Source organism: Streptomyces sp. GLSS-08 (assembly GCF_056387915.1).
The window spans coordinates 76,949-90,263 of record NZ_JBWJAQ010000024.1; the positions used below are offsets into that span (position 1 = coordinate 76,949).

The window sequence follows — 13,315 nt, forward strand, 5'->3', positions numbered from 1 at the left end:
GCGGGCGCGGTCAGCCGCGGTGGTCCGCCGGGCGTTCCGCGGGGGCCTGAGCGAGCGCCTTCGTCACCTCGTCGACGCCCGCACGCAGCCCGTAGACCGGGGTGCCCGGCTGCTGGCGCCAGGAGTCGTCCAGGCCGCCGGCGTCGACGCTGTCGAAGCCGAGTTCGTCGACGAGGGTACGGACGACCCGCTTGGCGGCCTCGTCGTCCCCGGCCACCGGGAGGGCGATGCGGTCGGGGTCGCCCGCCGGGCGGCCGCGGTCCAGGATGTCCTGCGCGTAGGTGCCGTTGAAGGCCTTGACGACGGTGTGGCCGAGCTGCTGGGCCGTCCAGCGGCTCTCGGTCAGGCCCTCGTCCTCGATCGCGGCGATCCGGCCGTCGCGCTGCTGCGGGTAGTAGTTGCCGGTGTCGATCACGGCGACGCCCTCGGCCGCGCCGTCGAGGACTTGGGACGGCAGGTCCGGCACCGCCTTGAGGGGGATGGTGACGACGACGACTTCGGCGCCGCGCGCCGCCTCCTCGACCGGTACCGGAATCGCCCCGGTCTCCTCTGCGAGGGCGGTGAGGGTGTGCGGACCGCGGGAGTTCGCGACGGAGACCTCGTGTCCGAGGGCGGTGAGCCTGCGCGTGAGGTTGCCGCCGATGTTGCCCGCTCCGATGATGCCGATTTTCATGGCTCGCCCTTCCGGGGGTCGGATGTGTGCTGACGCGCAGCAGTAACCCCCGGACGCGGGGCAGCTATTCCGGGGGGCGGGCGGACGGGTGACGGGAACAACCGGAAGGGGCGCCCCCGCGGTCGCGGTGGGCGCCCCTTCTCCGGCCGGCTCACTTGTTGAGGTGGGCCCAGAACTCGTCGAACGAGAGGAGCTTGTCTCCGTCGATGTCACGGGAGGCGATCACGGCCTCCGCGACCGACTCGGTGACGTTCCAGTCCCCGCCCTGGGCGAGAGCGGTCTTGAACTCGGCGGCCGTGATGAACCCGTCGCCGTCCGCGTCGATCCGCTCGAACGCCTTGCGTGCTTCCTCGATGTCCGCCACCGGATCCGCCCCTTCTTGGTGCTTCATGCAGGCCCATCGGCCCAACTGACGGAGGTCAGATTAACGGTCCGCCTGCGGGCGCGGCGCGGCGCCCACCCGGGGCGGTGCCCGGGCGCGCGGAGGTGTGCCCGATCATGGGTGCGGGCCGGCCGTCGTGGCAGCCGGGGACGCGGTGCGAGCGGAAGGGGTGGCGGCATGGCCGGCACGCTGCAGGACATCCTGGACGCGGCGGCCCGCGGGGTCTTCCCGCCGGCCGACGGCGGCACCACCGTCGTACCGCAGCACTCTGCCCGCGACGCGGGCGTCCTCGCCTTCACCGCGCACTCCGTCGTGTTCACCGACGAGGACCCGGCGTGGGTGCACGGGACCCTGCGCGCCCTGGACTGCGATCCGCTGGCGGCGACCATGAACCCGCGGTTCCTGACCGCCTTCATGGACCGCACCGGGCGCTCCACGGACACGGTCGATCTGCTGACCGTGGCCGCGCCGCTGCCCGGGGAGCCGCCCCTCGCGCTGACGCGGATCGACGACCCCGGTCACCCCCGGGTGGTCCGGGCGCGCACGCGACGGGACGACGTGCGGGTGTGGACGGCGGGCGGGGCCGTACTCGTGCTGGGGCGCGGGGTCGCGGGACGGCTGGAGGCCGCGGTCGAGGTGCCGGAGTCCGTACGGCACCAAGGGCTGGGGCGGGCCCTCGCGGCGGCGGCGCGGCACCTGAGCGCGGGCGAGCCGGTGTGGGCCCAGCAGGCGGCCGGGAACGCCCGCAGTGTGCGGGCGTTCCAGGCGGCCGGTTACCGCCCGGTCGGGGCGGAGGCTCTCTTCGCCGGCCGCTGAAGCGCGCCCGGCCCGACCGGGCGGGCTCAGTGCCAGGGTTCGTAGTGCGGGTTGCTCTCGCAGTCGCTCATGATCTCGGTCCTGGTCTTCTTGTCGACCGGGCAGACGCCGATGACGTACTGCCGCGCGATGCCGCCGGGGAAGGCGACCTCGGCCTGGTCGGCCCACCGGTGGGTGTCACCGATGGTCTTGTTGACGTCGATGCCGCCAGGGGCGTCGATGTAGTAGTTGTAGGCGCTCTTCCACGTCTTGTAGAGGTCGTGGTCGTAGCTCGTCGAGACGTACGGCGAGGGCTGGTTGACCAGGACGTACTGCTCGACGTCGTACTGTCCGCCGACGGTGTCCTTCGGGTGGAAGCCCTGCTCGAAGACCGTCGCGGGGCCGCGGCCGTCGCTGCGGTAGAGGGTGCCGCAGGTCGTGCGCCACACCGGCTCGGGAGTGATGCGCCCGACGTCGACGCGGCGGTCGGCGGCCGCCGTGACCGGGTCGAAGAACTGCGGACAGGCGGGCGCGGCGGCCCTGGCGGGCGGGGCGGCCGGGGCGGCCCGGGGAGAGGTCGCGGCGGACGTGGCGAGGACGGCCGAGAGGGACAGGACGACGGCCGCGGCCCGTCGCCGCAGGCAAGTTGTGATCATGCGGAGCACGATCTCGGCTCTGCGGTGACGGGTCCGGGACCGTCACTCGTACGGAGGCGTGTCACTGCGCCCGGTCGACGGGGCCGCCTGTCGTGCCGGGGCGCCGGTCAGCGGAAGATGCCGGTGTGCCCCAGCGAGTAGCGGCCGGGCTGCGGGTACACCGCGAGGCCGTGCGGGCCGCTGCCGACCTTGATGCGGGCGAGCTGGACGCCGGTGCGGGTGTCGATGGCGTACACCTCGGAGTCGTAGCGGCCGGACAGCCACAGCACCTTGCCGTCGGCGGAGACGCCGCCCATGTCGGGGCTGCCGCCGTCGGGCAGGTGCCACTTCTTGGTCAGCCTGTCCTGGGCGAAGTCGAAGACGGAGACGGTGCCCTCGCCGCGGTTGGAGATGTACATCTCGCGCGAGTCGCGGCTGACGTAGAGGCCGTGGCAGCCCTTGCCGGTGGGCAGCAGGGTCGGTTCGGTGAACTTGTCGCCGTCCAGGACCCACATGCCGTGGGCCATCATGTCGGCGATGTAGAACTTCCTGCCGTCCGGGGAGATCTTCACGTCCTGCGGCATGGCGCCCTCGAACGGCAGCTTCCGCTGGGCGACGACCTTCATCTTCTCGGTGTCGACCTTGAGCAGCTCGCCGCTGAACTCGCAGGAGACGATGAAGTAGCGGCCGTCGGAGGAGAAGTCTGCGTGGTTGACGCCGTAGCAGCTGACCGGTTCGGTCTTGACGCGCTTCATGGTGTGCGCGTCCCGGAAGACCAGCTCGCGGTCGAGCGAGGCCATCACGATCGCGTACTTGCCGTGAGGCGTGAAGTAGAGGTTGTACGGGTCGTGCACGTCGACGGTCCGGCCCGCCCTGCCGGTCTTGGGGTCGATGGGCGTGAGGGTGTTGCCCTTGTCGTTGTTGACCCACAGCGTCTTCATGTCCCAGGACGGGACGACGTGCTGCGGCTGGGAGCCGACCGGGATCGTCTCGATGACCTCGTACGTGGCCGGGTCGATGACCGACACGGTGTTGGAGTTGGTGTTGGGGACGTAGACCCGGGAGGGGAAGTCCTTGACCACCGGGGAGAGCTTGTCGGGGCGGTCGGCGGCGTAGACGTCCGCCGGGTCCAGCACGGGCGGCATGCCGGGCAGCCCCCGGCTGTGCGGGGGCTGAGCGGGTTTGACGGGCGCCTTGGTGCCCAGGGCCTCGTCGGCGTGGTCCTTCGCCCCGCTCGCGCAGCCGGCGAGGGCGGTGAGTACGGCGCCCGCGATCAGGGCGCGCCTGGTGAGGTTCCGGTTGCGGTGCATCAGCTCAGCAGCTCCGTGGTGGTCACCGCGCGCAGTCCGCGGCGGGCGAGTTCTTCCAGGACGGCGGGGAGCGCGGCGACCGTGTCCGCGTACCCGAAGTGCAGGCTCACCACGGATCCGGCACGGACCTCGCCCATGACCTTGCGGGTCACGGCGGCGGCGCCCGGCGAGGTGAAGTCCAGTGAGTCGACGTCGTACGAGAGGACGTGCGGGTAGCCCGCGCGGCGGGCCAGCCGCTCCACCAGCGGTGAGGCGCGCGGGGTCCGCGAGGGCCGGAACCAGGTGCCGGCGGACCCGGTGAGCCGCCGCAGCCGGTCCGCGCAGCCGCGGATCTCGGCGTACGCGTCCGGCTCGGACATCGCGTTGATGTCGAGGTGGCGCAGGGTGTGGTTGCCGAGGTCGTGACCGCCGTCGAGGATGCGGCGGGCCATCTCCGGGTGCGCGTCCAGCCAGCTGCCGACGGCGAGCACGGTGACGCGGGCGCCGCGCCGCTCCGCCTCGCCCAGCAGGGAGCGGGCGATCGCGGGGTCACCCTGTCCGTGGAAGGTGAGGGCGACCCGGGGCCGGGTGCGGGGGCCGTGCCCGATCTGCACGGGCTGTCCCGGGAAGCGGCGGGCCGCGGGCGCCGGGTGGGGCGAGGCGGACGTGTGCGGGGTGCCCGGGGCGCGGGCCGGGTCTGCGGCGGCCCCCTTGGGGGAGCACGCGGCGGCGAGGGCCCCGGCTGCGGCGAGCCCGGCACCCGCACGCAGCGCCGAACGGCGGTCGGTCGTGGTCACCTGCCCCATTTAAGGGTGATTGAGCCGGAAATGCGCCGATTGACGGCGGGAACCACGAACGCGGGTCGCGAGAAGCCGGCCCCTCCGGCGCCGGGGGCCGGGGGGCCGGGGGGCCGGGGCCGGGTGAAGCCCGGGGCGGACGCCGAGGAGCGGGGTCCCGGGGGGGGCCGGGCGAAGCCCGGGAGGGCCGGGGCCGGGCGAAGCCCGAGGGGGGCCAGGGCCGGGCGAAGCCCCAGGGAGGCCGAGTCCGGGCGAAGCCCCAGGGAGGCCGAGTCCGGGCGAAGCCCCAGGGAGGCCGAGTCCGGGCGAAGCCCCAGGGAGGCCGAGTCCGGGCGAAGCCCCAGGGAGGCCGAGTCCGGGCGAAGCCCGAGGGAGGGGGACGCCGAGGAGCGGGGTCCGGGGCGGAGCCCCTTGGCGGACGCCGACGAGCGAGCCCCGTGGTGGACACCGACGAACGGGGTTCGGGGCGGAGACCGGGGAGCGGGGAGCCCCGTGGCGGGTGTCGGGGGCGCGGGGTGAACCGGGCGGACCCGGGCGCGCAGGCCGGAAAGATAGGCACAGCCACCAGGCCGGGTGGACGTCAGCGGTCGGCGACCCTCATCTCGAACCACGTCGTCTTGCCGCGCGGCAACAGGTCGACGCCCCAGCGGTCGGAGAGCTTGTCGACGAGGAAGAGTCCCCGGCCGCTCAGGTCCGTCTCCTGGACCGGCAGCAGACAGGGCAGGCCCCGGGAGGGGTCGCGCACCTCCACGCGGATCCAGCCGCGCCGGCGCCGCATCCGGAGTCCGAAGACCCGGGCGCCGGTGTGCCGCACGGCGTTGCCGACGAGTTCGGAGACGAGTAAAACCGCGTCCTCGGTCATCTTCGGCGAGAGCCCCCAGTGGCGCAGCACCACCACCTGGACGAGCCTTCGCGCGGTGGCCGCGGACTCCGGACGGGACGGCAGGGGCACCTCGCCCTCCGTGGGATTGCCGAACAACTCCAGCGCCTTCAGCGCCCGTTCGTCCTCCATCGCCGGCGACCAGCGCGCCGCGGTCGCGTGCCGCCGCGGCTGTCCGACACCCTCCAGCCCCGCCATGCCACCATCATGGCCGCCCGCCGGGCCCTCCGGGGCGGTTCCGAGGGAATACGCCCCCCGGAATCGCTCGTTCCGCAGTGGCCGTCCGGCATATGCCACAGGTAATTCAAGAGCGGTGACGACGCGTCCGACCTGCGGCGCGGACCCCCTCGCAGGCAGGTGCGACAACGGCTCGTTCAGTCGTCCTTAAGGTTGACTTAAGGCGGACATAAACCAGCCCTACGGGGGACGCGGGCGGGAGGCCGCGTCAACCGCGAGGAAGACGCGGCGTCAAGTGGGGCGCGATCAGAGGAACTTCGCCTTGCCGGGGCCCTCGTCCACGAAGCTGCGCATGCCCCGCTCGCGGTCCTCCGTCGCGAACAGCCCGGCGAACCAGTTCCGCTCGATGGCCAGTCCGGTCTCCAGGTCGGTCTCCAGGCCGGCGTCGACCGACTCCTTGGCGGCGCGCAGCGCGACGGCGGGGCCCTGCGCCAGCTTCGCGGCCCACGCGTGCGCCTGGGCGTACACCTCGTCCGCGGGGACGACCCGGTCGACGAGCCCCAGGGTCAGGGCCTCGTCCGCCTTGACCATGCGGCCCGTGAAGATGAGGTCCTTGGCCCTGGAGGGGCCGATCAGCCGGGAGAGGCGCTGGGTGCCGCCGGCTCCGGGGATCAGGCCGAGCAGGATCTCCGGCTGGCCGAGCTTCGCGTTGTCCGCGGCGATGCGGTAGTCGGCGCAGAGCGCCAACTCGCAGCCGCCGCCCAGCGCGTAGCCGGTGACCGCGGCGACGACCGGCTTGGGGATGCGGGTGACGGCGGTGAAGGAGTCCTGCAGGCCCCGGGACCGCACGATCATCGCCGCGTGGTCCATGGCCTGCATCTCCTTGATGTCCGCGCCGGCCGCGAACACCTTCTCGCCGCCGTACAGCACCACCGCGCGCACGTCGGTGCGGCGCGTGGCCTCCTCGGCGAGTTCCTTGAGGCGGTCCTGCGTGGCGATGTCCAGCGCGTTCATCGGCGGACGGTCGAGGCGGATGGTGCCGACGCCTTCGGCGACTTCGAGATGCACAGTCATGGGAGCAGGTTAGTGGGCGTTAACGGCAGCGGGCCCGGTGTGCTCGGTCACAGCGGCACACCGGGCCCGGAGGCGTTTCGGGGACCTACGCGGTCCACTTCTCCCAGGACATGTTCCAGCCGTTGAGCCCGTTGTCCGGGGCCACGGTCCTGTCGTGGGAGTTCTTCACCACGACCACGTCGCCGACCATCGAGTGGTCGAAGAACCACGCGGCGGGCACGCTCCGGTCGCCGCCGCCGCGCACGTCGCGCAGACCGACGCAGCCGTGGCTGGCGTTGTAGTTGCCGAAGGCGTCGCCGCCCCAGTAGTTGCCGTGGATGAACGTGCCCGAGTTGGTCAGGCGCATCGCGTCCGGCACGTCCTTGATGTCGTACTCGCCGCCGTAGCCGACGGTCTCGCCGTTCATCCGGGTCACCCGCAGGCGCTCGCTGATGACCATCTGGCCGTTCCAGGTCTCGTAGCCGGGCTTGCCGGTGGTGACCGGGATGGTCTTCAGGGTTTTGCCGTCGCGCTTGACGGTCATCTTCTTCGTCTTGACGTCGACGGTGGAGACCTGGCTGCGCCCGATCGTGAACTTCACGGTCCTGGCCTGCTTGCCGTAGACCCCGGGCCGGCCCTCGACGCCGTCGAGGTTGAACTCGACGGTGACCTTCGTGCCGGCCTTCCAGTACTCCTCGGGACGGAAGTCGAGGCGGTCGTTGCCGAACCAGTGCCCCTGGACGTCGACGGCGGGCTCCGTCCTGACCGTGATCGCCTTCTCGACGTCCTCCGGGTGCGTGATGCCCCGCGTGAAGTGGACCGAGAAGGGCATGCCCACGCCGACCTCGGCGCCGTCCTCGGGCGTGTAGATGCCGACGAAGGTGTTCTTCGGGGTCAGCGTGGTGAACGCGGACTCCTCGGCGGACTCACGGCCGTCGGCGTCCTCGGCCACCGCGTGGACCTTGTACTTGGTGGCCGCGGCCAGATGCGTCGAGGGCGTCCAGGTGGCGCCCCCGCCGGTCATCTTCCCCTCGACCGCGTTGCCCTTGGTGTCCTCGACCTTCACCTCGGTCAGCCTGCCCCCGGCCACGGTCACCTTGAGTGCGCCGCTGGTCCGCACGCCGTCGGCGCCGTCCTTGGGCGCGACCGTCACCACGGCCGCCGACGCGCTCGTGTCGGCCGTGCCCGACCCGCCCTTGCTCCTCCCGGACCCGGAGTCCGTGTCCCCGCCCCCGCCGCACGCGGTCACCGCGCACAACAGGGCACCCAGCAGCAGCGCCAGGGCCCCTCTGTTCCGCGGTGTCCGCGCGCCAACCGACGCCCCCGATATCGGTCGCCCGTTCACAGTTGATCTCCCCTCGCACGGCCTGATCAGGCCCGCACCCCGGCGCGTCCCACGCGCGTATCGCGCTAATTAATCACACCGCCAGGAGGGATGGATCCCCGTGATTGTCACCGTTCAGTCCCAAGTTCAACTGTCCGGAGGCGAGTCGGGGACCGCTCGGTACGTGCCCCTATGTCGGGCTACTTCACCGCCGTGCCCGCTTTCCACCGCTTCCAGCCCATGTTCCATCCGCCGAGGCCGTTGTCGGGGGCGACCTTCTTGTCCTTGCTGTGGACGACCTCGACGACGTCACCGATGAGACTGCGGTCGAAGAACCAGCCCGCGGGAGTCCGTGAACTGCCGCCCTTGACGTCCCGCAGGCCCACGCAGCCGTGGCTGACGTTGGTCTTGCCGAAGGAGTCCGGCGCCCAGTAGTTGCCGTGCAGGAAGGTGCCGGAGCCGGTGAGGCGCATCGCGTGGGGGACGTCGGGGATGTCGTACTCGCCGCCGAAGCCGACCGTGCGGCTGTTCATCCGGGTCACCTCGAGCATCTCCGTGACGACCATCCTGCCGTTGTACGTCGTCGTCTTCGGCGCTCCCGCGGTGATCGGCACGGTGGCGAGGAGGTCACCGTCGCGGCGTACCTCCATGGTGTGCTCGGCGGCGTCGACGAGGCTCACCTGACTGCGCCCGACGGTGAAGGTGAACGTCTTGTACTGCAGCCCGTAGACGCCGGGCGCCCCTTCCACGTCCCGCAGCCGCAGCGCCACCGTCACCCTGGTCCCCGGCTTCCAGTACTTCCGGGGCCGGAAGTCGAGCCGGTCCCGGCCGAACCAGTGCGGGCGGATGTCCACCGCGGGCACGGCGCTCACCCGGATCGCCCGCTCGACGGCGGCCCGGCGCTCGATCTCGCGGTTGAAGTCCAGGGAGACGATCATCCCGGTGCCGACCGTGGAGCGGTTCTCCGGCGTCACGTACCCGATGAACCGCTCGTCCGGTACCTCCGTCCGGAACGTCGTGTGACGGGCGGAGCGGCGTCCGTGGCCGTCCAGCGCCATCACGTCCACGGTGTACGTGGCGGCGAGGGCCAGTCGCCCGTCCGCGGGACGCCAGGACAGGCCGTCGTCCGCGATGCGGCCGGGCACCTCGAACTCCTGTGCGTCCTGGGACTTGACGACCTTCACCGACTCCAGACGCCCGCTCGGCACCCGTACCCTCAGCTCCTCCCCCGGCCGCACCCCCTTGCGGCCGTCGTCCGGCGAGATCCGGATCACGTCCTCGGGTGAACGGGGTTTGCCGAGCACCTCGTCCATCCCGTTCGAGGTGCAGCCGGTGGCGGCGGCCAGCAGGGCCGCCCAGGTCAGTACGGCGGCCAGCACGGCCCCGGCGCGTCGCGCGCGTGTCTGTACGTGCATCACGACGACCCAACGACCGTGCCCCTCCAGGGGAAACGTGAGTGCGACCCAAGCTGTGGGCAGAACAGTGGGGAGGACGACGCGACGGGGAACCGCGGCCGGGACGCCACGGGCCCCTTTTCTTGTCGCTCCCCATCGAGCCGCAGGAGGCTGACCGGTGTCGAGCGCACCCGAGCAGGAGGCAGTCCAGGAAGGACATGCCACGGGCGGCGGGCTGCCCAGGCAGTCCGCCCTTCCGAGGAACGGCACACCGCGCGCGGCGCCCGTCGTGCCCGTGTGGCCGGGTACCCCGACTCCGCTCGGGGCACGCTTCAGGGTCGGCCCCGACGGCGTGCCGGGCACCAACTTCGCGCTGTGGGCGGGCGGCGCGGAGGCCGTGGACCTGTGCCTCTTCGACGAGCCGGGCGGCGGGGCGGCCGAGATCCGCGTCAAGCTCACCGAACTGACGCACGAGATCTGGCACGGCTTCGTCCCCGGCGTCCTCCCCGGCCGCCGGTACGGCTACCGGGTGCACGGCCGCTGGGACCCGTGGACCGGCGCCCGCTGGAACCCGGCGAAGCTGCTCCTCGACCCGTACGCGCGCGCCGTGGACGGCGACTTCAGCCTGCCGCCCGAGGTGTACGGGCACGTCCGCGACTGGCCCCAGCAGCATGTCGCGGACACGGTGCGCGACGACCGCGACTCGGCCCCGTACGTCCCCAAGGGGGTCGTCGTGCACGACGACGACGACTGGGCGGACGACCACCGTCCGAAGACGCCGTGGTCGGACTCGGTGATCTACGAGCTGCACGTACGGGGCTTCACCCGGCTGCACCCGGACATCCCGGAGGACCTGCGCGGCACGTACGCGGGCCTGGCGCACCCGGCGGCGATCGCGCACCTGACGGCGCTCGGGGTGACGGCGGTTGAGCTGCTGCCCGTGCACCAGTTCGCGCACGAGGACCATCTGCTGCGCCGGGGCCTGCGCAACCACTGGGGCTACAACTCCATCGGCTACTTCGCCCCGCACGCGGCCTACTCCGCGACCGGGACCGGGGGCGAGCAGGTCGGCGAGTTCAAGCGGATGGTGCGGGCGCTGCACGCGGCCGGCATCGAGGTCATCCTCGACGTGGTCTACAACCACACGGCGGAGGGGGGCGAGCTCGGCCCGATGCTGTCGCTGCGCGGCATCGACAACCGGGGCTACTACCGGCTCCAGTCCGACGCCCGGCGGTACGCGGACTACACGGGCTGCGGCAACACCCTGCACGTGGTGCAGCCGCACGTCCTGCGGCTGATCACCGACTCGCTCCGCTACTGGGTGACGGAGATGGGGGTGGACGGCTTCCGCTTCGACCTGGCGGCGGCGCTGGCCCGCTCCATGCACGACGTCGACATGCTGTCCCCGTTCCTCGCCGTCATCGCGCAGGACCCGGTGCTGCGGCGGGTGAAGCTGATCGCGGAGCCGTGGGACGTGGGCTCGGGGGGATACCAGGTGGGTTCCTTCCCGCCGCTGTGGACGGAGTGGAACGACCGCTACCGCAACGCGGTGCGGGACTTCTGGCGCGGGGCCCTGCCGGACGTGCGGGACCTGGGGTACCGGCTGTCGGGGTCGAGCGACCTGTACGCCTGGGGCGGCCGGCGCCCGTACGCGTCCGTGAACTTCGTGACGGCCCACGACGGTTTCACCCTCCGGGACATGGTCTCGTACGAGCGCAAGCACAACGAGGCCAACGGGGAGGGCAACCGGGACGGCACCGACGACAACCGCGCCTGGAACTGCGGGGTCGAGGGCGAGACGGACGAGGAGCGCGTCCTGGCCCTGCGGCGGCGCCAGCTGCGCAACCTCCTGACGACGCTGCTGCTGTCCACGGGGGTGCCGATGCTGGTCGCGGGCGACGAGTTCGGGCGGACGCAGCGGGGCAACAACAACGCGTACTGCCAGGACAACGAGATCAGCTGGGTCGACTGGTCACAGCTGGCGGATCCCGGGTGGCGGGCCCTGTTCGACCTCACGTCCCGGCTGATCGCCCTGCGGCACGAGCACCCGGTGCTGCGGACGCGGGCCTTCTTCTCCGGGCGGGCCCACTCCGTCGACGGGCTCCGGGACCTGGCCTGGTTCACCGCGCGCGGCACCGAGATGACGGAGCGGGACTGGTACGCGCCGGCCGCGACGCTCGGGATGTACCTGTCCGGGCGGGACATACCCGGGCGGGACGCCCGGGGAGCGCCCGTCGTCGACGACAGCTTCCTGGCGGTGCTGCACGCCGGGGACCGGCCGACGGCCTTCGTCCTGCCGGGGCCGCCGTGGGCCGCGGAGTACGAGGTCGTCGTGGACACCTCCCGGGAGCAGCAGCGGGAGGCACCGGGTGTGGTGCACCCGGCCGGGACGACGGTCACGGTGCCGGCCCGTACGGTGCTGCTGCTGCGCGTCGCGGGGTGAGGGGCCGCGGCGCCGGCGCCCTGCCCGCGGGGGCGGCGGAGAGTCTCCGTCCGGGACCGGGGGACCGTCCCGGGTCCGGCCAAAACTCGGTGGGCGGTGTCAGCGGCGATCCGTAGGCTCGCCCCTGATGGCCACGACAGATGCAACCACCAAGGATCACCACGACCCCGTCGCGGGGCCCGGGCGGGCCGACGCCCGGGACGGCGGTGACACGAGCGACCACCCGGGCCGCGGCGGCGGCTCCACCGTGCGCAGTCTGCTGCGCCTGTGGCCGTACGTCCGGCCCGTGCGGGCGCGGCTGTTCGGCGCGGCGGGCGTCGCGGTCGTCGCCTCCTGCACGGGGCTGGTGTTTCCGCTCGTCCTGAAGTGGCTGGTGGACGGGCCGGTCGCCGACGGGGATCCGCGCGGGGTGTGGCTCGGGGCGCTGTACCTGCTGCTGCTCGGGTTCGCGGAGGCGCTGCTGTTCGGGGTGCGCCGCTGGCTGGTGGCGCGGCCGCTGGCGGGCGTCGAGGCGGCGATGCGGGCGGATCTCTACCGGCACCTCCAGCGGCTTCCGGTCGCCTTCCACGACCGCTGGGCCTCCGGGCAGCTGCTGTCCCGCGGCACCACGGATCTGATGCTGCTGCGCATGTTCCTGGCGTTCCCGCTGACCTTCCTGCTGGTCAACGGCGTGACCATCCTCGCGGGCATGACCATCATGCTGCTCCAGCAGTGGAGCCTCGGGCTGGTGCTGCTGGGCCCGGTCCTGCCGGTGGTGGTGGTCTGCTGGTTCTTCGAGCGGCGGTACTCGGAGGTGGCCCGGCAGGCCCAGGACCAGGTGGGCGACCTGACGACGGTCGTCGAGGAGAGCGTCCTCGGCATCCGCATCATCAAGGGCTTCGGGCGCCATCGCAGCCAGGCCCGCGCGTTCCGGGAACTGTCGCAGACCCTGCGCGGCACGGAACTGGCCAAGGCCCGGCTGCTGGCCGCCATCTGGGCCGTCATCGTCACCCTGCCCGAACTCGCCATCGGCGCCGCCCTGGTGCTCGGCACGGTCCAGGTCGCCGACGGGGACCTCTCCGCCGGCACGCTGGTCGCCTTCCTGTCGACGGCTCTCGCCCTGCGCTGGCCCGTCGACTCGATCGGCTTCCTGCTGGCGATGAGCCAGGAGGCGGCGACGGCGACGCAGCGGTACTTCGAGGTGATGGACTCCCCACCGGAGTCGGCCGACGCGGTCCCCGGCGACACGGGTGCGGGGACCGGGGGCGCGGTCCCCGGTGACGCGGGTGCGGGGACCGGGGGCGCGGTCCCCGGTGACGCGGGTGCGGGGGCCGGGGGCGCGGTCCCCGGCGACGCGGGTGCGCGGACCGGGGGCGCGGTCCCCGGCGACGCGGGTGCGCGGACCGGGGGCGCGGTCCCCGGCGACGCGGGTGCGCGGACCGGGGGCGCGGTCCCCGGCGACGCGGGTGCGCGGACCGGGGGCGCGGTCCCCGG

Annotated in this window: 12 protein-coding genes; 3 read left to right on the plus strand and 9 right to left on the minus strand. The window is 72.7% G+C overall.

What is annotated here, in order from left to right; translation table 11 throughout:
- Positions 1-10: 10 nt before the first annotated feature.
- Both AC0ZLC_RS30215 and AC0ZLC_RS30220 read right to left on the minus strand, forming a co-directional pair.
- A complete protein-coding gene (locus AC0ZLC_RS30215) occupies positions 11-697 on the minus strand; it encodes an NADPH-dependent F420 reductase (RefSeq protein ID WP_476755138.1) in 687 nt (228 codons plus the stop codon).
- 127 nt (positions 698-824) lie between these two features.
- On the minus strand, positions 825-1,037 hold the full coding sequence (locus AC0ZLC_RS30220; protein WP_358853641.1) for an EF-hand domain-containing protein: 213 nt from the start codon (positions 1,035-1,037) through the stop codon (positions 825-827).
- 195 nt (positions 1,038-1,232) lie between these two features.
- Between AC0ZLC_RS30220 and AC0ZLC_RS30225 the strand changes: the two genes are divergently transcribed.
- Positions 1,233-1,871 (plus strand): GNAT family N-acetyltransferase, encoded by a 639-nt coding sequence (locus AC0ZLC_RS30225; protein WP_476755117.1) that lies wholly within the window; start codon positions 1,233-1,235, stop codon positions 1,869-1,871.
- A 26-nt stretch (positions 1,872-1,897) separates the two neighbouring features.
- Here AC0ZLC_RS30225 and AC0ZLC_RS30230 read toward each other — a convergent pair whose 3' ends face one another.
- The 7 genes from AC0ZLC_RS30230 to AC0ZLC_RS30260 form a co-directional block, all read right to left on the minus strand.
- Complete coding sequence (locus tag AC0ZLC_RS30230; protein WP_476755118.1) at positions 1,898-2,506, minus strand: ADP-ribosyltransferase; 609 nt, start codon at positions 2,504-2,506, stop codon at positions 1,898-1,900.
- Between the two features lie 107 nt (positions 2,507-2,613).
- The gene (locus AC0ZLC_RS30235) at positions 2,614-3,795 is read right to left on the minus strand and encodes a YVTN family beta-propeller repeat protein (protein WP_476755119.1); all 1,182 of its coding nucleotides are present in this window, start codon (positions 3,793-3,795) and stop codon (positions 2,614-2,616) included.
- The gene (locus tag AC0ZLC_RS30240) at positions 3,795-4,580 is read right to left on the minus strand and encodes a polysaccharide deacetylase family protein (RefSeq protein WP_476755120.1); all 786 of its coding nucleotides are present in this window, start codon (positions 4,578-4,580) and stop codon (positions 3,795-3,797) included. The genes AC0ZLC_RS30235 and AC0ZLC_RS30240 overlap by 1 nt, the downstream gene beginning before the upstream one ends.
- Before the next feature lie 571 nt (positions 4,581-5,151).
- The gene (locus AC0ZLC_RS30245) at positions 5,152-5,649 is read right to left on the minus strand and encodes an ATP-binding protein (RefSeq protein WP_476755121.1); all 498 of its coding nucleotides are present in this window, start codon (positions 5,647-5,649) and stop codon (positions 5,152-5,154) included.
- A gap of 285 nt (positions 5,650-5,934) precedes the next feature.
- Positions 5,935-6,702: an enoyl-CoA hydratase/isomerase family protein gene (locus AC0ZLC_RS30250; RefSeq protein WP_476755122.1), complete on the minus strand. Its 768-nt coding sequence runs from the start codon at positions 6,700-6,702 to the stop codon at positions 5,935-5,937.
- 85 nt (positions 6,703-6,787) lie between these two features.
- Positions 6,788-8,026 carry a L,D-transpeptidase gene (locus tag AC0ZLC_RS30255; protein WP_476755123.1) on the minus strand — a complete coding sequence of 413 codons (1,239 nt, stop codon included), beginning with the start codon at positions 8,024-8,026 and terminating at the stop codon, positions 6,788-6,790.
- 179 nt (positions 8,027-8,205) lie between these two features.
- Complete coding sequence (locus AC0ZLC_RS30260; RefSeq protein WP_476755124.1) at positions 8,206-9,423, minus strand: L,D-transpeptidase; 1,218 nt, start codon at positions 9,421-9,423, stop codon at positions 8,206-8,208.
- 154 nt (positions 9,424-9,577) lie between these two features.
- Here AC0ZLC_RS30260 and glgX point away from each other — a divergent pair, with 154 nt between their 5' ends.
- Positions 9,578-11,842, plus strand: a complete 2,265-nt coding sequence (glgX, locus tag AC0ZLC_RS30265) for a glycogen debranching protein GlgX (RefSeq protein ID WP_476755125.1) — start codon at positions 9,578-9,580, stop codon at positions 11,840-11,842.
- Positions 11,843-11,969: 127 nt separating this feature from the next.
- A partial coding sequence (locus tag AC0ZLC_RS30270) for an ABC transporter transmembrane domain-containing protein (RefSeq protein ID WP_476755126.1) occupies positions 11,970-13,315 on the plus strand: 1,346 nt, incomplete at its 3' end.

What these genes read in the sequence shown, in the direction of transcription:
- AC0ZLC_RS30225 (WP_476755117.1), top strand. Translation starts at nt 1,233, where the DNA reads ATGGCCGGCACGCTGCAGGACATCCTGGACGCGGCGGCCCGCGGGGTC.
- AC0ZLC_RS30230 (WP_476755118.1), bottom strand. Translation starts at nt 2,506, where the DNA reads ATGATCACAACTTGCCTGCGGCGACGGGCCGCGGCCGTCGTCCTGTCC.
- AC0ZLC_RS30235 (WP_476755119.1), bottom strand. Translation starts at nt 3,795, where the DNA reads ATGCACCGCAACCGGAACCTCACCAGGCGCGCCCTGATCGCGGGCGCC.
- AC0ZLC_RS30240 (WP_476755120.1), bottom strand. Translation starts at nt 4,580, where the DNA reads ATGGGGCAGGTGACCACGACCGACCGCCGTTCGGCGCTGCGTGCGGGT.
- AC0ZLC_RS30245 (WP_476755121.1), bottom strand. Translation starts at nt 5,649, where the DNA reads ATGGCGGGGCTGGAGGGTGTCGGACAGCCGCGGCGGCACGCGACCGCG.
- AC0ZLC_RS30250 (WP_476755122.1), bottom strand. Translation starts at nt 6,702, where the DNA reads ATGACTGTGCATCTCGAAGTCGCCGAAGGCGTCGGCACCATCCGCCTC.